Below are 22281 nucleotides of genomic sequence, written 5' to 3' on the forward strand. Positions count from 1 at the left end.
GGCTTCGCCGTTCCTCACCATGTGAGGGACGGCGTCGCCACCGGCGCGCACCACAGCGCGAACTCCTCCTCGCTGAGCAGCGCCAGCGTCACCGACAGCCCGGCCATGTCGAGCGAGGTGACGAAGGTGCCGACCAGCGAGCGCGCCGGCACGATGCCGTGCGCCTCGAACAGGTCGCGCGCGAGGCCGTAGGCAAGGTAGAGCTCGGTCGGCGGCGTGCCACCGAAGCCGTTGACGATCAGCACCGGCCGGGCGCCGGGCGCCGGATCGAGATCGGCGAGGACCGGCTCGCAGAGCAGGCGGACGATCTCGCCCGCTGGCGCGAGGCGGGTGCGGTAGAGCCCCGGCTCGCCATGGATGCCGACCCCGATCTCCATCTCGTCGGGCCCGAGCGCGAAGGTCTCGCGCGCATTGTTCGGCACCACGACGCCGCGCAGCGCCACCCCCATGCTGCGGATACGCGGATCGAGCGCCTCGCCGAGCGCCTTCAGCGTGTCGAGCGGCGCGCCGCGCTCGGCGGCGGCGCCGATCAGCTTCTCGACCACGATGGTGCCGGCGACCCCGCGCCTGCCCTGGCTGCGCACCGCCGGACCCGTGGCGGCGTCGTCCTGCACCACCACCATCTCGACGCGGTGGCGCTCCGCTGCCATCTCCGCCGCCATCTCGAAATTCATGACGTCGCCGTCATAGTTCTTCACGATCAAGAGGCAGCCGGCGCCGGTGTCGGTCTCCTCGATCGCAGCGACGATCTGGTCCGGCGTGGGCGAGGTGAAGATGTGGCCGGTGCAGGCGGCGTCCAGCATGCCGGGTCCGACGAAGCCGGAATGCAGCGGCTCGTGCCCCGAGCCGCCGCCCGAGATGATCGCGACCTTGCCGGGCACGAGGTCCCGTCTGCGCACGAACTTGCGCGCGCGCCCGAAGACGATCCACTCCTCATGGGCGCGCACGAAGCCGGCGAGGCTCTCGGCCACGACGCTGTCGGCGGCGTTCATGAACTTCTTCATGCGGTCCCGCTCCGGCCGATCCCGCCCGATGGCGGCACGCTGCTGTCCGGCATCGCTCACTCCGCCCCGCCCGTCAGCGCCGCCATCTTGCGCACGAATTCGGCGACCGCGTCGTCGAAAATGCGGTTCTTCTTGGCGTCGCCGAAATCAGGCGCCATCAGCGTCAAGGGCCGGACCTTGTCGCCGGCGCCGACATCGGGAAGCTTGCCCGGATGCGCCTGCTGATAGGCGAGAAGGAAGCGTTCCTGCTCGGCCGGGCTGAAATGGCAGACGCGGAAGATGGTCGGCAGATGGCGCGCCGGCAGCGGCGTGTCATAGGCTGGGCTGGTCACCTGGGTGACGAAGCTGCGGTGCTTGCCGAGCGCGGCCGCCAGCCTCTGGCGCGTACCCGACGGACGGTTGTCGAGGATGCCGGCAAGGATCGTCTTGTAGGCGATCACCGTTTCGTCGCTCGTCTCGCGGGCCATCTCAGGCGCTCGCCGCGTCGATATGCGGCCCGCGCGAGAGCAGGGCGGCACGCACCGCGCCGAGCCGCATCGGGGCGACCGAGAGCTGCCGGAAGCCGGCCTCCACCAGCCGGCGGGCGAGATGCGGGTCGCCGGCGAGATCCCCGCAGACGGAGATCGGCTTGCCGAGCGCGCGGGCGGCGGCGCAGGCCTGATCGAGCAGTCGGAACAAGGCGGTCTCCGACCCCGTGGTGAGATGGGCCGCGGCCGTGTCGTCGCGGGCCGCCGCCGACAGATACTGCATCAGATCGTTCGTGCCGACGGAAAAGAACGCCGCCTCGGCGAACAGGTCGAGGGTGAGCGCCACCGCCGGCACCTCGACCATGATGCCGAGCGGGGGCATGCGATGCGGCATGCCGAGCCGATCGAGGCGCGCCGCCTCCTCCTCGAACAGCAGGCGCATGGCGGCGAGCTCGTCAGGCAGCGTCACCATCGGCAGCAGCACGTTGACCGGGCCGTACGCGGCCACGCGCATCAGGGCGCGGGCCTGCAGACGCGCGAGCTCGGGCCGGGCCAGCAGCAGGCGGATGCCCCGCTCGCCCAGAAAGGACCCGGTGCCGCCGGCGACGAGACCGGGCAGCGCCTTGTCGCCGCCGAGATCGAGCATGCGCAGCGTCACCGGCCGTCCGCCCAGCCGCTCGATGATGCGGCGGTAGCAGTCATGGTGGCGCTCTTCGTTGAGCACCTCGGCGGGCGACGGCAGCAGGAACTCGGTGCGCGCCAGCCCGACGCCTTCCACCTCGGCGGGATCGAACAGGTCGAGGTCGGACAGCGCGTTGATGTTGACCGAGAGCCCCACGGCCGCGCCGTGCGCGGCGCCGGCTCCATCCGTGGGTTCGGCTGGCCGCTGCGGGACGGACCGTGTCGCCGGCTCGGCGGCGGGACCGGCCGGATTGATGCGGGCGAGGCCTTCGGCGCCGTCGACGAGGATCGTCTCGCCCGGCTCGACCGCCACCGGCCCCAGCCCGATCACCATGGGCACGCCGCGCGCCCGCGCCAGCATCGAGACATGGCCGATGGCGCTGCCCGACGACAGCGCGACGCCGCCGCCCTTCGACCAGTCATGGGCGAGGAAGAGGCTGGGCGGCATGTCCTTGCCGACATAGATCGCCCCTTCCGGGAAGTCGGTGCGGCCGCGGCCGGCGAGCGCGTCGAGCACCCGGTTCTTCAGGTCCGACAAATCGGCCGAGCGGACGGCGAAGATGTCCTCGGGCGAGTCGCCGAAGCTGTCGATATAGGCGTCGAGCGCGCCGGCCCAGGCCAGCGCAGCGCTGTCCCCCTGCGCGATGCGCGCGAGCACGGGGGCGAGCATCTCGTCGTCGAGCAGCATCTCGATCTGCAGGTCGAGGATCGCGGCGCTGTCGGCGTCCGAGCGTTCGGAGAGCGCGCGCAGCTCGTCGGCCGCCTGCGCGACCGCCGCCTCCAATGCGTGCCGCTCTTCTGTCTGTCCGGCTGGGCTCGCGACGGTGGCTGCGGAACGCTCGCGCACCGTCCATGCCGGCCCGACCGCCCGCCCCGGAGAGGCGGCCGTGCCGCGATAGTCGCGCGGGCCGGCCAGGTTACGCGGGGCGGCCATCGGGGCGGCCATATTTGCGATCCTCGTCGAAGTTCCGGCGCACCAGCTCGCCCAGCGCGGCGATCGCCTCCTCGGCGCGGAATCCCTCCGCGCGGATCTTCAGCCGCGCGCCGCGCCGGATGCGGGCACCCATGATCTTGACGATGCTCTTGCCGTTCAGCCACTCGTCGCTGCCGTCCACCGCCACCTCGATCGCGCAGGGAAAGCTTCGCGCCAGCCGCGTGAAGGTGACGGACGGGCGGGCATGCAGCCCAATGCCGTTGGTCACCTCGACCTCGGTCTGCCAGCGCCCGCCCGGCGTCTCGCGGCGGAATATGGGGTGGAGGTCGGTCATCAGGGCGACAACTCTTCGGCCGTCGCCACCACCTTGGCGAGCGGCGAGCCGCCGGAGGCCTCGGCCGCCGCGATGACGGCGCCCTCGACGAGCGGCGCATTGCAGATCGACACCTTGCCGGCGCGCGCGGGCCCCAGCATCTCGACGGCGGCCTCGCTGTTGGTCTCGGCGCCGCCGAGATCGACGAAGACGGCGACGCCCGCCTCCGACCAGGCCGCCTCGATCGCCGACTTGATGCCCGCGACATGGGTGCCGAGCCCGCCCTCGACATTGCCGCCGGTCCAGGCGAGCGGCACGCAGTCGCCGACCATCTGGCGCACCATGTCGGCCGCGCCCCGCGCCACCAGCGGCGAGTGCGACACGATCACGATGCCGACATTGCCGGCGCGTGGGCTGTCCGCGATGCGGGCGGTCATGGCGCGTCGTGCTCCCTCAGGTAGCGGCAGATCGTGGCGGTGAGCAGCGCGCAACTCGACGCGCCGGGGTCCTCGTGCCCGATCGACCGGGCGCCGAGATAGGCCGCGCGCCCGCGCCGCGCCTGCATCGCCTGCGTCGACTGCGCGGCGGATTGCGCGCATTCGGCGACGCGCGCCGGCGCCGAGCGCCGCAGCACCTCCACCTGCACCGGATAGAGCACGTCGAGCAGCGTCTTGTCGCCGGGGCCGGAGCGCCCGCGCCGCGCCACTGCGGCGATCGCCCGTTCCAGCGAGGCGGCGAAATCCGGTGCGCCGCCGCGCTCCGACATGGCGCGGCCGAGCTCCATCGCCAGCGTGCCATAGAGCGGCCCCGCCGCGCCGCCGATGTTCATCACGAGTATGGTGCCGATGCGCTCCAGCGCGTCGGGCAGCGCCAGCGCGGCGATCGCCTCGCGCTCGGCGAACACGGCCTCCAACCCGCGCCGCATATTGGCGCCGTGGTCGCCGTCGCCGATGGCGCTGTCGAGATCGGACAGATGCGCGCAATTCCGGTCGATCTCGCTGCGGCAGAGCGCGATCAGCTCGGCAAGGTCGGCGGCACCGATATGCATCGTCCTTCTCCCCAGCCCCGAGCCGCTCAGCCCAGCCGGGCGACCGCCTCGAACACGCTCGCCACGGCGACCGCGCCGGGGTCGGGGATGCCTTCGAGATCCCGCGCCCCGACATAGGAGGCGCGGCCCGCCTTCGCCTTGGTCATCGCCTTGGTCGCTTCCGCCCCGGCCCGCGCCGCGGCCGCCGCCTTCGCCAGCCCATCGGCGGTGAGCGCCTTGAGGCCGGGATCGAGGGCATCGACCATGGTGCGCGCGCCCGGCGTCGCCCCGCCATAGAAGGTCATCCGGTCGAGGCCGGCAAGCAGGGCGGTCGGCAGGTCCGCCTTTTCCTGCATCGCCTTGGAGGCGGCGGTGAAGAAGATCGACATCAGCACGCCGCTCGATCCGCCCATGGTAGTGCCGAGCGCGTCGCCGATGACAGAGAGCGTGGCGGCGGTGTCGTCGAGCGGCAGGTTCGGCAGCTTCGCCTCCACCGCGCGGGCGCCGGCGGCGACGGTGGAGCCGGTGTCGCCGTCGCCGGCGCGGGCGTCGAGCCGGTTCAGCTCGTCCTCAAGGCCGATCAGCGTCGCGCAGGCGGCCCGTATCACCGCTTCGGCCGCCGCATTGCCGCCCGCCGCCGGAACGCCGTTGACCATATAGGCCGCCCGGCCGGCGCGCGGGGCGGGAAGCACGGCGATGTCATGCTTCTCCACCGCCGGCCGCCAGGCGAGCGGCTCGACCGGCGAGGTGAGCGCCGTCTCGCGGGCGGGGTCGAGCCGGATCAGCGAGAGCGAGAAGCCGTTCATGTTGAGCGCCGTCATCAGCGCGGCGGGGCCGAGGATCAACTTGACCCGGGCAGCGAGCGGCGAGGCCAGCACGGCCTCGGTGATCAGCCCCATCTCCAGCGGCGGCACCGCGCCGAGATTGTTGATCAGCAGCGCGTGCCCGGCGCCGGGTGTGAGATGGGCGCCGAGCCGCTCCGACAGCGTGGCGACGATGGCGGCGGCCTGCTGGACGGGGATGCGCTCCACGCCCGGCTCGCCATGGATGCCGAGGCCGAGCTCGCCCTCGTTCGCGCCGAGGCGCTCCTCATGCGGCTGGCCGGGGATGGAGCAGGAGGACAGCGACACGCCGAGCGAGACGATGCTCGCGGCGGCGCCGCTGGCGGCGGCGGTCACCGCGGCGAGGTCCTGGCCCGCCTCGGCATGGTGGCCGGCGATCTTGTGCACGAACAGCGTGCCGGCGATGCCGCGCGGCTGGGCGATGTCCGGCAGGGCGATGTCGTCGGCGACGATCACCATCTCGACCCTGAAGCCCTCGGCGCGGGCGCGCTCGGCGGCGAGGCCGAAATTCAGCCGGTCGCCGGTGTAGTTCTTCACGATGAGGAGGCAGCCCGGCTCGCCGGTCACCGCACGGATGGCGGTGAGCACGGCCTCCACGCTCGGCGAGGCGAAGATTTCACCCGACACGGCGGCGGTGAGCATGCCGCGCCCGACGAAGCCGGCATGCGAGGGCTCGTGCCCCGCGCCGCCGCCGGAGACCAGCGCGACCTTCGACTTGTCCCAGTCCGCGCGCAGCACGACCTTGATGTCCGGATAGGTGTCGAGCCGCGCGAGCCGGCCGGCGGGCGTGCTGCGCAGGAGGCCGTCCAGCGCTTCCGTGACGATGCTTTCCCGGCGGTTGAAGAAATGTTTCATCGCGGTCTTCCATTCCGTTCCACTGTCGCCCGGCGCGGGCGGTGCCAGCCGCCTGCCCGAGGCTCGTCACGCACGTCTGTCGCCGGCCGGGTGTCTCTAGCCGGCAAGCCTGCGGCCGTCCTGGCCGAAATAGAGCGGGTTCTTCAGGGTGAGGCTGATCCGCTCGCCGGGGCTGACCGGCAGGTCGGCATCGGCGAGGGTGATGAGCTTGTGCCCGCCGACCCTGATGTGCAGGTGGTTCTGGTCGCCCAGATGCTCGATCCAGTCGACCTCGGCATTGCCGGCGCCGGAGCGGGCGATCTCCAGATGCTCGGTGCGCGCGCCGATGGTGCGCGTGCCGGCCGGCACCGGCGCGCCGGGCAGGAGTTCGGGCGGCAGAAGGTTGATGTGCGGCTGGCCGAGCCGGGCGGCGACGTGGAGATTGGCGGGGTTGGTGTAGATCTCCTTCGGCGTGCCGATCTGCGCTAGCCTGCCCTCGGCGAGGATGCCGATGCGATCCGCCATGGTCATCGCCTCGATCTGGTCGTGCGTCACATAGAGCAGCGTCGAGCCGAGCTCCTTCTGGATGCGCTTGAGCTCGAGGCGCAATTCGCCGCGCAGCTTGGCGTCGAGCGAGGAAAGCGGCTCGTCCATCAGATAGATGGCGGGGCGGCGCACCAGCGCGCGGCCGATGGCGACGCGCTGCATCTCGCCGCCGGAGAGCCGCGTCGCGCGGTTCTCCAGCTTGTGGTCGATGCGCACCATCCGAGCCACCTGCCGCACCCGCGCGTCGACGGTTGCGCCATCCATGCGGCGGGCCGGCGAACGCAGCGGGAAGGCGAGGTTCTCGTAGACGGTGAGGTGCGGGTAGAGCGAATATTGCTGGAACACGAACGCGACGTCGCGCCCCGCCGGCGACAGCCCCGCCATGTCGCGTCCGGCGATGGAGATCGAACCGGCATCCGGCTTTTCCAGCCCGGCGATGAGCCGCAGCGTCGTCGTCTTGCCCGCCCCGGTCGGGCCGAGCAGCACCACGAACTCGCCGTCAGCGATGGAAAGGTCGAGGCTGTCGACCGCGCGCTTGTCGCCGAAAATCTTGGTGACGCCCTTCAGCGTGACGTCAGCCATGGGACGCTCCCGAATACAGTGCGGATGGAATGGCGCGGCCGGAGCGGCAGTCGAACAGCGACAGGCGCTCGCCCTTGAGCGCGAGCCCGACCGGCTCGCCGACGCGATAGGCGCGGTCGGCCGGCAGCCGGGCGCGCACCAGCCCGCCGCCGGTCTCCACCGTCACGATCTGGTTGGTGCCGAGATATTCGCTGCCATAGATCGCCCCGCGCAGCGGCGCGGCATCGGAAAAGCGGATGTGCTCGGGCCGCACGCCCAGCGCCAGCTCGCCCGGCTCGACGTCGGCATGGACCTCGGGCACGGAGACCTCCGCCTCGCCGATGCGCACCCGGGCGGCGCCCTTCTCCAGCCCGCTCGTAAAGCGGATGAAGTTCATCGGCGGCGAGCCGATGAAGTCGGCGACATACATGGAGGCGGGGCGGTCATAGATCTCCTGAGGCGTTCCGAACTGCTCGATCACGCCATGGTTCATCACCGCGATCTTGTCGGCCATCGCCATGGCTTCGAGCTGGTCGTGGGTGACATAGACCGTGGTGGCGTGGATGCGGTTGTGCAGCTCGCGCAGCTCGCGGACCATCACATCCCGGAATTCCGCGTCGAGCGTGCCGAGCGGCTCGTCCATCAGGAAGCATTTCGGCCGGCGCACGATGGCCCGCCCCAGCGCCACCCGCTGGCGGTCGCCGCCGGCGAGCCCCGATACCGAGCGGTCGAGGATGTGGTCGATCTGGAGGAGCCTGGCGGTCTCCTCGACGCGCTGCTTCACCTCCGCCTTGGGCACGCCCTGGCAGATCAGCGGGAAGCCGATGTTCCGGCGCACATTCATGTGCGGATAGAGCGCGAAGAGCTGGAACACGAAGGCGATGTCGCGTTCGCTGGCACGCCGGAAGGTCACGTCCTCGCCGCCGAGGCGGATGGTGCCCCCGGTCGGCAGCTCGAGCCCGGCGATCATGCGCAGCGTCGTCGTCTTGCCGCAGCCCGACGGTCCGAGCAGCGCGAGGAACTCGCCGTCGCCGACGGTGAAGGTGGAATCCTGCACCGCGACGAAGTCGCCGAACTCCTTGCGCAGATGGTCGATCCTGATCTCGGCCATGATCTACTCCGGGAACTTGGAGACGACAGTGAACATCGCCGTGCCGGCGAGCAGCGTGACGAAGGAATAGGTGTAGAGGACCATGGCGAAGGGCTGGAACAGCATCAGGAAGCCGATGCCGATCATCGCCACCGCCAGCATCTCCATCGGCCCGCGCCGTAGGAAGAACGGGCGCCGCGTGCGGGGTCTTTCGAGAGCGCGATCGGTCATTTGCGCACCGCCCCGAAGGTGATGCCGCGCAGGAGCTGCTTGCGCAGCAGCACGGTGAAGACGAGGATCGGCACCAGGAAGATGGTGGTGCCCGCCGCCACCGCCGGCCAGTCCTGCCCGCCCTCGCCGATGATGGTCGGGATGAAGGGCGGGGCGGTCTGCGCCGAGCCCGAGGTCAGCAGCGCGGCGAAGGCGTATTCGTTCCAGGCGAAGATCAGGCAGAAGATCGCGGTGGCGGCGATCCCGGTGGTCGCCTGCGGCAGCACCACCTTGCGGAAGGCCTGCAGCCGCGTATAGCCGTCGATCATCGCGGCTTCCTCATATTCGCGCGGGATCTCGTCGATGAAGCCCTTGAGCAGCCACACCGCCAGCGACACGTTCACCGCCGTGTAGAGCAGCATCATGCCGATCGCCGTGTCGGAGAGGCCGAGCTGCCGGTACATGAGGTAGATCGGGATCGCCACCGCGATGGGCGGCATCATCCGGGTGGAGAGGATGAAGAACAGCAGGTCGTCGGCGAGCGGCACCCTGAAGCGCGAGAAGCCATAGGCAGCGAGCGTGCCGAGCAGCACCGCGAGGAAGGTCGAGCCGAACGCGATGATCAGCGAATTGGCAAAGCGCGGCAGGAAGTTCGACGGGCCGACGATGACCATGTTGCGCTCGCGGCTCACCGCGTCGCACACCCCCTCCGCCGGCGGCAGCGCGGCGATGTATTCCGGCGTCTGCCGCGAGCGCGTGGTGAAGAGGTTGCAATAGCCCTCCAGCGACGGCGTGAAGACCAGCTTCGGCGGATAGGAGATCGAATCCGGCGGCGACTTGATGCTGGTGAGGAAGATCCAGGCGAGCGGCACCAGCGTGATCATCGCGTAGAGGATCACCAGCGTGGCGGCGACGCGCTTGGAGGCGGTGCTCGGCTCGACGACCGAATGGGCGGCGTTGGCGGAGCTCATCTCTGCTTCACCCGGTTGAGGATCTTCACATAGATGTTGGCGAGGCCGAACACCGCGACGAACAGCACGATGGCGAAGGCCGAGGAGCGCCCGGTCGCCCAGGCCTCGAAGGCCTCGCGCTTCAGCGCGATGGAGGCGACCTCCGTGGTCGAGCCGGGACCGCCGCCGGTGAGCAGGTTCACCATGTCGAACATCTTGAAGTTCTCGATGCCGCGGAACAGCACCGCCAGCATGATGAAGGGCAGCGCCATGGGGATGGTGATCGACCAGAACTGGCGCCAGTTGGAGGCGCGGTCGACCTCCGCCGCCTCGTAGATGTAGTCCGGGATCGAGCGCAGCCCGGCGAGGCAGATCAGCATCACATAGGGCGTCCACATCCAGGTATCGACGATGATGATCGCCCAGGGGGCGAGGCGCACGTCGCCCAGCATGCGGATCTCGGAAGTCGGGATGCCGGACAGGAACGACACGGCATAGGCGAACAGGCCGATCTGCGGCTCGTAGAGGAAGCGCCAGAAATTCCCGACCACCGCCGGTGACAGCATCATCGGGATGAGGATCAGCGTGGTCCAGAAGGCATGGCCGCGGAACTTGCGGTCGATGAGATAGGCGAGCGCGAAGCCGATCACCGTCTGCAGCACGATGGTCCAGAACACGAAATGCGCCGTGGTCTGCATCGACGCCCAGATATCCGGGTCGTTCAGCACGCGCGAATAATTGCCGAGCCCGACATTCTGCACCACCGCATTGGGACGGTTGGCGCGGTAGTTGGTGAAGGACAGGTAGATCGCCCAGAACAGCGGGAAGATGTTGATCGCCAGCAGAAGGGTGATGGTCGGCGCGATGAACAGCCAGGCGATCGCCCGGTCGGAGAGGCCCCGCACCCGGGCGGCGAGGGGTTCCGGCGTCGCCCGCACGACGGCCTGCGCCGCCTTGTCGGTGAATGTTTCGTGGGACGTGGTCACTACGGCACCCGGTCAGGATCAGAGATTCGGCGGGCGAGGCCCGTCGGGCGGTCCGGTCGTGAATGGGGCCGGACCGCCCTGCGGAAGACGTCCCGATCGGACGGGGACGCTCAGATCTTGCCGTCTTCCTTGAAGACCTCGGTCCAGTCGTTCACGAGGTTGTCGAGAGCTTCCTTCGCCGTGCCCTTGCCGGCGACGACATAGTCATGCACGCGCTTCTGCATCGCCTGCAGCAGTTCCGCGTAGCTCGGCTCGGCCCAGAAGTCCTTCACGATCGCCATGGATTCGAGGAAGGCCGGCGCATAGGGCTGGCTGGTCTTGAAGTCGGGCGCGTCGACCACCGCCTTCAGGCAGGAGAAGCCGCCGAGCTTCCACCACTTGGCCTGCACCTCGGGCTGCGCGAACCACTTGATGTATTTGAGGGCGGCGTCGCGCTTGTCGGAATAGGAGACCACCGAGATGCCCTGACCGCCGAGCTGGGCGAAGTGATACTTCTCCGCCGGGTTCGGGAAGAAGCCGATGCGCTTGCCGCCGACCTTCTCGTCCTTGTAGAGGCCGGGCCAGGTGAAGGCGAAGTTCATGTGCATCGCCACCTGGCCGGATTTGAAGGCGTCGGCCGAGTCGACCATGTAGACGTTGGACGCGCCGGGCGGCGTGCAGCAGTCATAGAGCGACTTGTAGAATTCGAGGCCCTTCACCGCTTCCGGCGAATTCACGTAGCCCTGCATCTCATAGGGCTTCTTGGGGTTGTCATACATGAAGCCCCAGTCGTAGAGGACGTTGGTCACGCCCATGGTGATGCCTTCCGAGCCGCGCTCGGTATAGATCGAGGCGCCGTAGACCTTCTTGCCGTCGATCTCGCGGCCCTGGAAGAACTGGCCGATCTGCTTGAGCTGGTCATAGGTCTTCGGCGCGTCGAGGTCCCAGCCGTACTTCGCCTTGAATTCCTTCTGCAGCTCGGGGCGCTCGAACCAGTCCTTGCGGTAGGTCCAGCCCACCACGTCGCCCATCGCCGGCAGCGCCCAGTAGTTCGGCGTGTTCTTCGGCCATTCGGAATAGCCGACCACCGTCGCCGGCACGAAGTCATCCATCTTGATGCCTTCCTTGGCGAAGAAGTCGTTCAGCTTCACATAGTGCCCGTTCTCCGCGGCGCCGCCGATCCACTGGCTGTCGCCGATGATCAGGTCGCACAGCTTGCCGCGCGAGTTGAGCTCGTTGAGGAAGCGGTCGGCATAGCTCGTCCACGGGACGAACTCGAACTTCATGTTGATGCCGGTCTTGGCGGTGAAGTCCTTGGACAATTCGACCAGCGCGTTGGCCGGGTCCCAGGCCGCCCAGCACAGCGTCAGCGTCTCCGCCTTGGCCGCCTGCGGCATGGACAGCGACCCGCAGACAGCCGCTGCCCCGAGAAGGGGTATCCACTTCTTCAGCATGCTCTCCTCCCAGAGAACGAGGCGGGTCCGATGCCCCCTCAATTGTTGCCGGCTCACGACCAGCGCGAGCGCGTTTAGCTTTATGTTGAGTAAGATTGATTTCGCTCAACAATGCAATACGGATTCGTTGCTGCGCCGCAGCGTATCGGCGCACCATTCGATCTCTGGGGAATGTTGAGCTTCGCGGGCCTGGAAAGCGTCAGAACGAGACGCTGAGGCGTCCCTTGACGGCATGGCTCTGCGCGTCGGCGGCGAGATCGCCGGCGTAGAACAGGTCGAGCCCGACGCGCTCGCGCAGGCCGACGTCGAGCCCGGCTTCCACCACCAGCGCGTCGCGGGCGATCGGCAGCCCGTCGACCGTGAAGGCCGAGTTGCCCGCCGTGAAAGCCAGCGTCTCGGTCGGCGTGAGGTCGCCGAAGGCGTGGCGCCAGCCGAGCTCGCCATGCAGCACGGGCTTCCAGGCCTCCCCGAATGCGAGCGGCACGGCGGCGCGCAGGCCGAGGGTGGAGTAGGTGGTCGAGAAGCGGCTCGCCTCCCCGCTCAGCGCTGCCGCCCCGCCGGTCTCGGTGAAGGCGTCGCTCGACACATGCACGTAGGCGAGGCCGGCGAAGGGCTCGAACGATACCGCTCCCATAGAGGACAGCAGGACGGTCGGATAGGCGAGCTCGCCGAACACTTGCCCGGTGCGGGCATCCGACGAGCTCGACAGCCAGTTCACCAAGCCGCCAGTGTCCACCATCCGGCTGGTGTCGATGTCGCTCCAGGCATAGGCACCGCCGAGCCGCAGCGCGACCGGCCCGAGAAGCGCGGCGCCATAGCCGGCGAGATGGTAGTCGGAAGTCGAGCCGGACGAGTTGAGGCCCGACACCGAATAGTCGCTGCTGGTGTAGCCGCCCGCGATGCCGAGGCGGAACCGCTGCTCATAGGTGGCGTCGAGGCCGGCGAACAGGCCGCCGACATTGGACGACAGCCCGGAGGCACCATCCGTCGACGACATCCGGCCCCACGCGCCGACGCCCTGCATCCAGGTGGCGAGCTGAAGCGGCGACGCAGGCGCAGCCTCGGCCTTGAGCGGCATGTTCGCCGCCGGCGCCGCGCTCGCCAGCGCCCGCGCTGCGGTCGATGCGGGCGCGCCGTCCGGCCGGAAGGCGAGCGGACGCACCTCCGGCTCGCCCGCGCCGAAGGCGATCGGAACCGCGCTTCCCGTCGCCTCGTCCGAATCCGGACCCATCCCCTGCCGGAGCCGCGCGCCGATGAGCCCGCGTGCCAGCGAGGACTGGCCGACCAGCACGCTGGTGGTGCTGGCATGGACCTCGCCGGAGAGCTGGTCGAAGGCCGCCGGCGCGCCGGCGACGCTACTCTGCAGCACCGCGCCCGCCACCGGATTGGCCGGCGACAGGCTCTCGAGTGCCGTCGCGACGCTGGCCTGGTTGCGTGTCTGCGCCAGCGCGGTGAAGGGCACGGCATTGCGCTCGAAGGTGACGGACACCGTGGTCGCGCCATAGCCGATCAGCGTGTCGAGGAAGGCGAAATTCTCCTCCGAGGAAACCGACGCGAAGCTGCCGCTGATGCCGCCGTCCGCCTGCAGCACCGTGTCGGCGATGCCGGGCGTCACCGTGCCGGGGGAGGAGACGGCGAGCGTGCCGCCGAGCGCGGCGGTGCCCGTCACGTGAAGCTGGTCCGAGGCTCCGCCGAGGCTGCGCACCGCCAGCGTGCCGCCGGCGGTCTGCTGGTAGCTGCCGGCGACCGTCAGCACGCCCATATTCCCCGCCGTGCCGGGCGCGAGCGTGCCGCCGCGATTGATGAGGCCCTGCGGCGCGATCACCGTCCCGGTGCCGGTGAGCAGGCCGCCCGAGAGATCGGCCGTCGGCGCGGCGAGCGTGCCCGACACGGTGGTCGTGCCGGCGCTCTGCTGGAAGCCGACGACGGTCGAGAGGATATAGGGCGCGGCGATGTCGAGCGTGCTGGACGCCCCCGCCACCGTGACGGAATCGACCTCGGCATCCATGTCGAGCGTCATCGTACCCGGCGCGCTGATCGTCACGTTCCAGTAGCGCCCGAGCGTGCCGGAGCCGGAGAAGTCGCCGTCGCGGTTGTTCGGCACCTCGCTGGCGCCGCCCGGATCGATCCAGGCCGCGGCGTTGCTCCATGTCTGGTCTCCGCCCGCCGCTGTGACCTCGCGCAGCGGATTGACCGCGGCCAGCCAGTCGAGCGCCGTGTAGATCGGCGTCCACACATTGACGAAGCCGTAGCCCGGCCGCCGGCCATAGCCGCCGACCAGCGTGCCGATCAGCACCAGCCCATCCTGCGTCGACAGGAAGAGCGGTCCGCCGCTGTCGCCCGGCGCCGTGCCGGCCTGATAATAGGGCACCGGCAGGTCGGGATAGGCGTTGCCGAGCACGTCCGCCGCGCCGGGCCGGAGCGGGTTGCGGAACGGTGCCACATAAAGCGGAGCGTCGCCTTCCGAGAGCTCGGGCGAGAGCGCGACGAGGATGGTCTCGCCGATGCGGCGCTTGCCGTCGATGTTATCGAAGGAGAAGGGCGGCCGGCTGCCGGTCCCGTTCTGGCCATAGCCGGCGATGACGGCGAGCGAGCCGTATTCGAACAGGGGCGTCGTGCCGGTGGGCAGCACGGCCGGCGTGATCTGCGTGACCGGCTGGTCGAGCGAGATCACCGCGAAGTCGTAGGCGCCGAACACGGTGGACTGGTAGCCCGGCAGCACGGCGGCGCCGCTGACGAAGCGGTCATTCGTGTTCGGGATGAAGGAGTTCGGGGAGAAGCGGATTTCCGTCTCGCTCACATGGGAGCCGAGCGTGCTGCCATCCTCGACGAGGCAGTGTCCGGCGGTGACGATGGTGCGGGAATTGATCAGCGTGCCGGTGCAATAGGGATCGCCGCGGTTCAGCGCCAGGGCGACCACATTGGCGAACTGGTTCGTCGTGTCCCAGTAATTGCCGATCCCGCCGGCGGCATCGGCCGCGACATCGTTGAGGACGATCGCTTCCGCCGGGCGCGGGGCGGCGCCCATCGCGCACAGGATGGCGGCGATCGAGACGAGACGGGCATGCGGGATGCCGTCCCCTCGACGCAAGGGCAATGAACGATGCATGTGAGAGCCCCCGCCCCTGCAACGACGCCGACGATCCTGCCGAGATGTCGAGCACAGGACCGATGCTGCGCCTTTCTAGTATCTTTCGGTGCCGCGATCAGACGTTCAGCAGCAGATATTCCCGCTCCCAGGGCGAGATCACCCGCATGAAGGTCTCGAATTCGGCCTGCTTCACCGCCGAATAGGTCTTCACGAAGGACGGTCCGAGCACGGTCGCGATCTCGTCGGAATACTGCATCGCCGCCACCGCTTCGAGCAGGCCGCGCGGCAGCTCGAAATCGAGGAACTTGGCGTCGGCTTCCAGCGGTTCGGTGGGACGCAGCGCCTCGACCATGCCGAGATAGCCGCAGGCCAGCGAGGCGGCGATGACGAGATAGGGGTTGGCGTCGGAGGACGGCACCCGGTTCTCCACCCGCCGCGCCGCCGGGGAGGAGGGCGGCACGCGCAGGCCGGCGGTGCGGTTGTCGTAGCCCCACTGCACGTTGATCGGCGCCATCGAATCGCGCGTGAGCCGGCGATAGGAGTTCACATAGGGCGCGAGGATCGACATGATCGCCGGCAGATAGCGCTGCTGGCCGGCGATGAAGGAGAAGAACTCCGGCGTCGGATCGCCGTCCGCGTCGGAGAAGATGTTCTTGCCCGTCTCGGCATTGACGATGGACTGGTGGATATGCATCGCCGATCCCGGCTCGTCGGCGATCGGCTTGGCCATGAAGGTGGCGTAGATCTTGTGCTGCAGCGCCGTCTCGCGGATGGTTCGCTTGAACATGAAGACCTGGTCGGCCAGCACCAGCGGGTCGCCGTGCAGCAGGTTGATCTCCATCTGCGCGGCGCCGTCCTCGTGGATCAGCGTGTCGATCTCCAGGCCCTGCGCTTCCGAGTAGTCGTACATGTCCTCGAACAGCGCGTCGAACTCGTTCACCGCCTGGATCGAATAGGACTGCCGGCCGATCTCGGGCCGGCCGGAACGCCCGACCGGGGGCTTCAGCGGATAGTCGGGATCGGTGTTGGTCTCGACGAGATAGAACTCGATCTCGGGCGCCACCACCGCCTTCCAGCCCTTGTGGGCGTAAAGCTCGATGACGTTCTTCAGCACCTGACGCGGCGCGAGCTCCACCGGCCGCCCGTCGCGGTGGAAGGCGTCGTGGATCACCTGCGCCGTCGGGTCCTGCGCCCAGGGCACGGCGGTCAGCGTGGAGAGGTCCGGCTCCATGACGAGGTCGCTGTCGACGACCACCGAATCCACCAGCCCCTCATAGGGCGGGTACTCGCCGGATATGGTCTGGAAGAACACGCTGAGCGGCAGGTTCATAGTCGGGCCGGACAAGAACTTGGAGGCCGGCATGATCTTGCCGCGTGCGACCCCGGCGAGGTCCGGCACGACGCATTCGATCTCGGTGATGCCCCGCGCGGCCATCCAGGCCTTCGCCTCCTCGAGACTGGACACGCCCCGTGCCGACTCGACCGCGTCCTTAACGGAACGCCGTTTCTTCGCCATTTGAACTCCCCGAACGCGCCTCTGCGCGCATCATGAGGGGATCATGCCGCCTCGCGCGCCGTCAAGGCGCCGGTAGCATGCGCCGGGCGCATGGCCGGAAATTGTTGGCGGACAGACGGTTGACGCCCGCCAAATCCCAGTTAGCGTCTGCACAAGAGCCGCGGCACGCGGCCGGGGACAGCGGGGCAGCTTTATGAGCACGGGCGTCACCGACAAGACGCAGAAGACCATTGGCGGCATTCGCCGCAAATTCGCCCCATGGAACGACCCCGGCGCCGTTCCGCTGATCCGCTACAAGAACGTCACCAAGCGCTTCGGCGAGTTCACCGCCGTCGACAACCTCTCGCTCGACATCTACGAGCGCGAGTTCTTCGCGCTGCTGGGGCCGTCGGGCTGCGGCAAGACCACGCTGATGCGCATGCTGGCCGGCTTCGAGGAGCCGACCGAGGGGCAGATCACCCTCGCCGGGCAGGACCTCGTCGGCATGCCGCCCTACCGGCGGCAGACCAACATGATGTTCCAGTCCTACGCGCTGTTCCCGCATATGAGCGTGTGGGACAACATCGCCTTCGGCCTCAAGCAGGACGGCATGGAGAAGGCCGCCGTCGCCGCGCGGGTCGAGGAGATGCTGAAGCTCGTCAAGCTCGAGACCTTCGCCCGCCGCAAGCCGCACCAGCTCTCCGGCGGCCAGCGCCAGCGCGTCGCGCTCGCCCGCTCGCTCGCTAAGCGCCCCAAGGTGCTGCTGCTCGACGAACCGCTCGGCGCGCTCGACAAGAAGCTGCGCGAGGCGACCCAGTTCGAGCTCATGGACATCCAGATGGAGCTCGGCATGACCTTCCTGATCGTCACCCACGATCAGGAGGAGGCGATGACCGTGGCCGACCGCATCGCCGTCATGGATCACGGCAGGCTGGTGCAGGTGGCCCCGCCCGCCGAGGTCTACGAGCAGCCCAATTGCCGCTATGTGGCGGATTTCGTCGGCGACGTGAACATCATCGACGCGAAGATCGAGAGCGTCGCGCCCGGCGCCGTGCGCCTGCGCTCGGACGCTGCCGACATGTCGCTGATGATCGCGCAGGACGTCGAGGCGAAGCCCGGCGACCAGGCCTGGATCGCGATCCGGCCGGAAAAGGTGCGGGTCGATCTCGATCCGCCGGTGGAGCAGGGCGTCAACTGCCTGTCCGGCACCATCTGGGATATCGGCTATCTCGGCGATCTGTCGATCTACCATGTCGAGCTGCCTAACGGCGCCCGCATCAAGGCGGCAAAGCCGAACCTTACCCGCGTGGTCGAACGCCCCATCAGCTGGGACGACAAGGTCTGGGTCTCGTGGACGCCCGACGCCGGCGTCGTGCTGACGCGCTGACGCGGGGAGGGGCTCATGGCACGGGGAACCAAGGGGCGCTGGCTGGTGCTGGCGGTGCCTTATCTATGGCTGTTCGCGCTGTTCCTCGTCCCGTTCTTCATCGTCTTCAAGATCAGCCTCTCGCAGGACGCGATCGCCCAGCCACCCTATGAGCCGACCTTCGACCTCTCCGCCGGCTGGGACGCCATCCGCGAAGCCGTCGGGCAGCTCAATTTCGACAATTATTCCTACGTGCTGAGCTGGGACAACGAGTTCCTGCAGGCCTACGGCTCCAGCCTCTGGATCGCCGGCATCTCGACCCTGCTGCTGCTGATCGTCGGCTATCCCATCGCCTATGGCATGGCCCGCGCGCCGAAATCGATCCGGCCGACGCTGCTGATGATGGTGATCCTGCCGTTCTGGACCTCGTTCCTGATCCGCGTCTACGCTTGGATCGGCATCCTCTCGCCCGAGGGGCTGCTCAACCAGTTCCTGATGTTCGTCGGGCTGACCGACGAGCCGCTGGAGATCCTCGCCACCGACACCGCGGTCTATATCGGCATCGTCTATTCCTATCTGCCCTTCATGATCCTGCCGCTCTACGCGGCGCTGGAGAAGATGGACGAGACGCTGCTGGAGGCCGCCGCCGATCTCGGCTGCCCGCCGTTCGCCGCCTTCTGGAAGATCACCTGGCCGCTCTCGCTGCCCGGCGTCTTCGCCGGCTGCCTGCTCTGCTTCATCCCGGCCGTTGGCGAGTTCGTCATCCCGGACCTGCTTGGCGGTTCCGACACCATGATGATCGGCAAGTCGCTCTGGACCGAGTTCTCGGTGAACCGCTCCTGGACCGTGTCCTCGGCAGTGGCGGTGCTGCTCCTGCTGGTGCTGGTGGTGCCGATCGTGTTCTACCAGAACGTCCAGGCCCGCGAGATGGAGGGCCGCTAGATGCGCAAGGGTCTTTCCTGGTTCAACACCACCTCGATCGTGCTCGGCTTCGTCTTCCTCTATCTGCCGATCGTCCTGCTGGTCATCTACTCCTTCAACGCCTCGCGCCTCGTCACGGTGTGGGCCGGCTTCTCGACGGAGTGGTACTGGAAGCTGCTGGAGAACGACCAACTGCTGGAGGCCGCCTGGGTGACGCTGCGCGTCGCCTTCATCTCCGCCAGCGTCGCCACCGTCCTCGGCACGCTGGCCGCCATCGCGCTGGTCCGCTACGGCCGCTTCTGGGGCCGGACCCTGTTCTCGGGCATGGTCTACGCCCCGCTCGTCATGCCGGAGGTGATCACCGGCCTGTCGCTGCTGCTGCTCTTCGTGGCGGTGAACTTCGATCGCGGCTTCTGGACCATCACGCTGGCCCACATCACCTTCACCATGTGCTTCGTCTCGGTGGTGGTGCAGTCGCGGCTTGTGACATTTGACCGCAGCCTCGAGGAGGCGGCGCTCGATCTCGGCTGTCCGCCGCTCAAGACGTTCTTCGTGATCACCCTGCCGATCATCCTGCCGGCTGTCATCTCGGGCTGGATGCTGGCCTTCACGCTCTCGCTGGACGACCTGGTGATCGCCAGCTTCACCACCGGCCCCGGCGCTACCACCTTGCCGATGCGCATCTATTCGCAGGTGCGCCTCGGCGTGACGCCGGAGATCAACGCCATCTGCACCATCATGATCGCGGTCGTGACCCTCGTCGTGGTGGCCGCCTCGATCATCACCAAGCGTCAGGAAGTCGAGCGCGAGCGGGCCGAGCGGCTGGCGGCGGCCGGCGGCTGAATTCGGACACGATTGTCTTCGACAAAGCGCGTCAGGCACCTAGCCACCGCCACGCTGCCTGTGAGCTTCCAGATGAGTTCCTCCGACGCCGCCGCGCCGTCCGTCTCCTCGTCGCCCGACATTCTTGCTGCCGCCGATCCCTCGCTGAAGCCGGAAATCAAGCGCTCCCGCCTGCGCCGATGGGGCCGGCGGATCGGCCAGACCGTTCTGGTCCTGTTCGCCCTCGGCGCCATCTATCTCGGCATCGAGCAGCTTCTCGGCAATTTCCACACCGTGGTCGCTGGCGAGCTCTACCGGGCGGCGCAGGTCGACGCCGAAGAGCTCGCCGACATCCAGGCCAAATACGGCGTGCGCACGGTGATCAACCTGCGCGGCCCGTCCAAGGCCTCCTGGTACGAGAAGGAGGTCGCCGAAAGTCAGAAGCTCGGCCTCAACCATCTCGACTTCAAGCTGTCCGCGGGGCGCGAGCTGACCCAGAAGGAGGTCGAGGACCTGATCGCGGTGATGCGCGACGCGCCCAAGCCCATACTGGTGCACTGCAAGGGCGGCGCCGACCGCAGCGGCATCGCCTCGGCGCTCTACGTCGCCGCGATCGCCAAGCAGGGCGAGATGGCGGCGGAGTGGCAGCTCTCGCTGTTCTACGGCCACTTCCCCTTCCCGTTCTTCCCCGCCTGGGCGATGGACCAGACCTTCGAGCGTATCGAGCCCTGGCTCGGCTTCCCCGATTCGTGAGCCGATGAGCGAGCGCCGCACGGCGCGAGCGTGTAGGCTGGGCGCCGCACCTCGAATCGAGCCCTTCGCCGGACCGTCATGCCGCTGCGCCTCCTGCCTCCGACGCTGATCGACCGCATCGCCGCCGGCGAGGTGGTCGAGCGTCCGGCCGCGGCGCTGAAGGAGATCGTCGAGAACGCGCTCGATGCCGGCGCGACCCGCATCGAGATCGTCATCGACGGCGGCGGCCGCCGGCTGATGCGGGTGACCGACGACGGCTGCGGCATGAGCGCCGACGAACTGGCGCTGGCCGTCGAGCGCCACGCCACCTCCAAGCTCGACGATGACGACTTGTCCTCGATCGGCACGCTCGGCTTCCGCGGCGAGGCGCTGCCATCGATCGGCGCGGTGGCGAAGCTCTCCATCCTCAGCCGCCCGGCGAGCGCCGCTGGCGCGCACGAGATCCGCGTCGAGGGCGGCGTGAAGTCGCCGGTGCGCCCCGCCGCCCTCGGGGCCGGCACCCGCGTCGAGGTGCGCGACCTGTTCTTCGCCACCCCCGCCCGGCTGAAATTCCTGAAATCCGAGCGCGCCGAGACGGCGGCGGCGGTCGATGCCGTGCGCCGCCTCGCTCTGTCGCGACCGGACGTCGCCTTCACCATCGTGGCCGACGACCGCCCGCCGGTCACCTGGCCGGCGCGCGGGGTGGACAGGGAGGGCCGTCGCGCCCGCATCGCCGACGTGCTCGGCCACGAGCTCGCCGGCAATGCGCTCGTCGTCGAAGGGCTGCGCGGCGGCGTGGCGCTCGAGGGGCTCGCCGGCCTGCCGACCTATTCCAAGGCCAATTCGCTGGCGCAGTATTTCTTCGTCAACGGCCGGCCGGTGCGCGACAAGGTGCTGATCGGCGCGGTGCGCGCCGCCTATGCCGACCTGCTGCCCTCCGACCGCCACCCGGTGATGGCGCTCTATCTCGACATCGACCCGCGCGAGGTCGACGTGAACGTCCATCCGGCCAAGACCGAGGTGCGCTTCCGCGATGCCGGGCTCATCCGCGCGCTGATCATCCGCACCCTCACCGACGCTCTCGCCACCGGCGTGCCGCGCACCGCCACCACCACGGCGGACCGTCTGGCCGCCCTCGCGCGCCCCGGCGACGGGCCGTCCGCCATCGGCCTGCGCGACTGGCCGGCGCGGCCGGTCTCCGGCATGGCGGCCGGATGGGGGAATGCGGGTCCTGCCTCCTGGGCCGCGCCCGAAGCGCCGCCGCCCGCCCGCGGCTTCGCGGAGGATGCGCCCGGCTTCGACATCGGCAGCTTCGCCGGGGGGCTGGGCCTGGCGCTGGCCCCTCAGGCCGATGCGCGCGCGCATGAGGCCCCGGCGCAGACCGACGCCATGCAGCGCCCCCTCGGCGCCGCCCGCGCGCAGCTCCACGAGACCTATATCGTCGCGCAGACGCAGGACGGCGTCGTCATCGTCGACCAGCACGCCGCCCATGAGCGCATCGTCTACGAGAAGCTGAAGGCGGCCATGGCGCGCGACGGGCTCGCCCGGCAGATGCTGCTGGTGCCGCTGGTGGTGGAGCTCGATCCCTCCGACGCCGCCCGGCTCGCCGAGCGTGCCGCCGAGCTGGAGCGCTTCGGGCTCGTCGTCGAGCCTTTCGGCCACGGCGCGGTCCTCGTCCGCGAGGTGCCGGCGCTGATCGGCGAGGCCGATGTCGCCGCGCTGCTCAAGGAGCTCGCCGAGCGCGCCGAGGAGTGGGACGACACGCTGCCGCTGGAGCGCCGCCTGCTCCACGTCGCCGCCACCATGGCCTGCCACGGCTCGGTGCGCGCCGGCCGCCGCCTGCGTCCCGAGGAGATGAACGCCCTGCTGCGCGAGATGGAACGCACGCCGAATGCCGGCCAGTGCAACCACGGCCGGCCGACCTTCGTGACGCTGTCGCTCGCCGACATCGAGAAGCTGTTCGCGCGGCGGTGACG

At 69.1% G+C, this 22281-nt stretch carries 20 protein-coding genes; 5 read left to right on the forward strand and 15 right to left on the reverse strand.

What is annotated here, in order from left to right:
* Nucleotides 1–14 precede the first annotated feature (14 nt).
* The 15 genes from U742_RS0102480 to U742_RS0102550 form a co-directional block, all read right to left on the reverse strand.
* Complete coding sequence (locus U742_RS0102480; protein WP_029349724.1) at nt 15–1004, reverse strand: dihydroxyacetone kinase subunit DhaK; 990 nt, start codon at nt 1002–1004, stop codon at nt 15–17.
* A 56-nt stretch (nt 1005–1060) separates the two neighbouring features.
* The gene (locus tag U742_RS0102485) at nt 1061–1471 is read right to left on the reverse strand and encodes a hypothetical protein (protein ID WP_029349726.1); all 411 of its coding nucleotides are present in this window, start codon (nt 1469–1471) and stop codon (nt 1061–1063) included.
* A gap of 1 nt (nt 1472) precedes the next feature.
* On the reverse strand, nt 1473–3098 hold the full coding sequence (locus U742_RS0102490) for a putative PEP-binding protein (protein WP_248310239.1): 1626 nt from the start codon (nt 3096–3098) through the stop codon (nt 1473–1475).
* Entirely contained in the window at nt 3070–3420 is a 351-nt protein-coding gene (locus U742_RS0102495) for an HPr family phosphocarrier protein (protein WP_051660792.1), read from the reverse strand. The genes U742_RS0102490 and U742_RS0102495 overlap by 29 nt, the downstream gene beginning before the upstream one ends.
* Nucleotides 3420–3836 carry a dihydroxyacetone kinase phosphoryl donor subunit DhaM gene (gene dhaM / locus U742_RS0102500; protein WP_029349732.1) on the reverse strand — a complete coding sequence of 139 codons (417 nt, stop codon included), beginning with the start codon at nt 3834–3836 and terminating at the stop codon, nt 3420–3422. The genes U742_RS0102495 and dhaM overlap by 1 nt, the downstream gene beginning before the upstream one ends.
* The gene (dhaL, locus tag U742_RS0102505; protein ID WP_029349734.1) at nt 3833–4447 is read right to left on the reverse strand and encodes a dihydroxyacetone kinase subunit DhaL; all 615 of its coding nucleotides are present in this window, start codon (nt 4445–4447) and stop codon (nt 3833–3835) included. Before dhaL ends, dhaM begins: the two co-directional genes overlap by 4 nt.
* Nucleotides 4448–4473: 26 nt before the next feature.
* Nucleotides 4474–6123, reverse strand: coding sequence for a dihydroxyacetone kinase subunit DhaK (locus U742_RS0102510; RefSeq protein ID WP_029349735.1), 1650 nt, complete (start codon nt 6121–6123; stop codon nt 4474–4476).
* A gap of 96 nt (nt 6124–6219) precedes the next feature.
* Nucleotides 6220–7230, reverse strand: a complete 1011-nt coding sequence (locus tag U742_RS0102515; RefSeq protein WP_029349737.1) for an ABC transporter ATP-binding protein — start codon at nt 7228–7230, stop codon at nt 6220–6222.
* Nucleotides 7223–8320, reverse strand: coding sequence for an ABC transporter ATP-binding protein (locus tag U742_RS0102520; RefSeq protein WP_029349739.1), 1098 nt, complete (start codon nt 8318–8320; stop codon nt 7223–7225). Before U742_RS0102520 ends, U742_RS0102515 begins: the two co-directional genes overlap by 8 nt.
* 3 nt (nt 8321–8323) lie before the next feature.
* Entirely contained in the window at nt 8324–8530 is a 207-nt protein-coding gene (locus tag U742_RS0102525) for a hypothetical protein (RefSeq protein WP_029349741.1), read from the reverse strand.
* On the reverse strand, nt 8527–9480 hold the full coding sequence (locus U742_RS0102530; protein ID WP_029349743.1) for a carbohydrate ABC transporter permease: 954 nt from the start codon (nt 9478–9480) through the stop codon (nt 8527–8529). The genes U742_RS0102525 and U742_RS0102530 overlap by 4 nt, the downstream gene beginning before the upstream one ends.
* Entirely contained in the window at nt 9477–10445 is a 969-nt protein-coding gene (locus U742_RS0102535) for a carbohydrate ABC transporter permease (RefSeq protein ID WP_029349744.1), read from the reverse strand. The genes U742_RS0102530 and U742_RS0102535 overlap by 4 nt, the downstream gene beginning before the upstream one ends.
* 110 nt (nt 10446–10555) lie before the next feature.
* The gene (locus U742_RS0102540) at nt 10556–11878 is read right to left on the reverse strand and encodes an ABC transporter substrate-binding protein (protein WP_029349746.1); all 1323 of its coding nucleotides are present in this window, start codon (nt 11876–11878) and stop codon (nt 10556–10558) included.
* A gap of 199 nt (nt 11879–12077) precedes the next feature.
* The gene (locus U742_RS21845; protein WP_081852779.1) at nt 12078–14987 is read right to left on the reverse strand and encodes an autotransporter family protein; all 2910 of its coding nucleotides are present in this window, start codon (nt 14985–14987) and stop codon (nt 12078–12080) included.
* A 97-nt stretch (nt 14988–15084) separates the two neighbouring features.
* The gene (locus U742_RS0102550) at nt 15085–16485 is read right to left on the reverse strand and encodes a glutamine synthetase family protein (RefSeq protein ID WP_029349749.1); all 1401 of its coding nucleotides are present in this window, start codon (nt 16483–16485) and stop codon (nt 15085–15087) included.
* A 193-nt stretch (nt 16486–16678) separates the two neighbouring features.
* Between U742_RS0102550 and U742_RS0102555 the strand changes: the two genes are divergently transcribed.
* The 5 genes from U742_RS0102555 (at nt 16679) to mutL (ending at nt 22279) form a co-directional block, all read left to right on the forward strand.
* Entirely contained in the window at nt 16679–17851 is a 1173-nt protein-coding gene (locus U742_RS0102555) for an ABC transporter ATP-binding protein (protein ID WP_029349751.1), read from the forward strand.
* A gap of 15 nt (nt 17852–17866) precedes the next feature.
* Nucleotides 17867–18772, forward strand: coding sequence for an ABC transporter permease (locus tag U742_RS0102560; RefSeq protein ID WP_029349753.1), 906 nt, complete (start codon nt 17867–17869; stop codon nt 18770–18772).
* On the forward strand, nt 18773–19594 hold the full coding sequence (locus U742_RS0102565) for an ABC transporter permease (RefSeq protein ID WP_029349755.1): 822 nt from the start codon (nt 18773–18775) through the stop codon (nt 19592–19594).
* Between the two features lie 72 nt (nt 19595–19666).
* Nucleotides 19667–20326 (forward strand): fused DSP-PTPase phosphatase/NAD kinase-like protein, encoded by a 660-nt coding sequence (locus U742_RS0102570; RefSeq protein ID WP_081852780.1) that lies wholly within the window; start codon nt 19667–19669, stop codon nt 20324–20326.
* A 78-nt stretch (nt 20327–20404) separates the two neighbouring features.
* On the forward strand, nt 20405–22279 hold the full coding sequence (mutL, locus tag U742_RS0102575; RefSeq protein WP_029349759.1) for a DNA mismatch repair endonuclease MutL: 1875 nt from the start codon (nt 20405–20407) through the stop codon (nt 22277–22279).
* The last annotated feature ends 2 nt before the right edge of the window (nt 22280–22281 follow it).

This window comes from Allobosea sp. 117 (genome assembly GCF_000702305.1).
Lineage (GTDB): Bacteria > Pseudomonadota > Alphaproteobacteria > Rhizobiales > Xanthobacteraceae > Ancylobacter.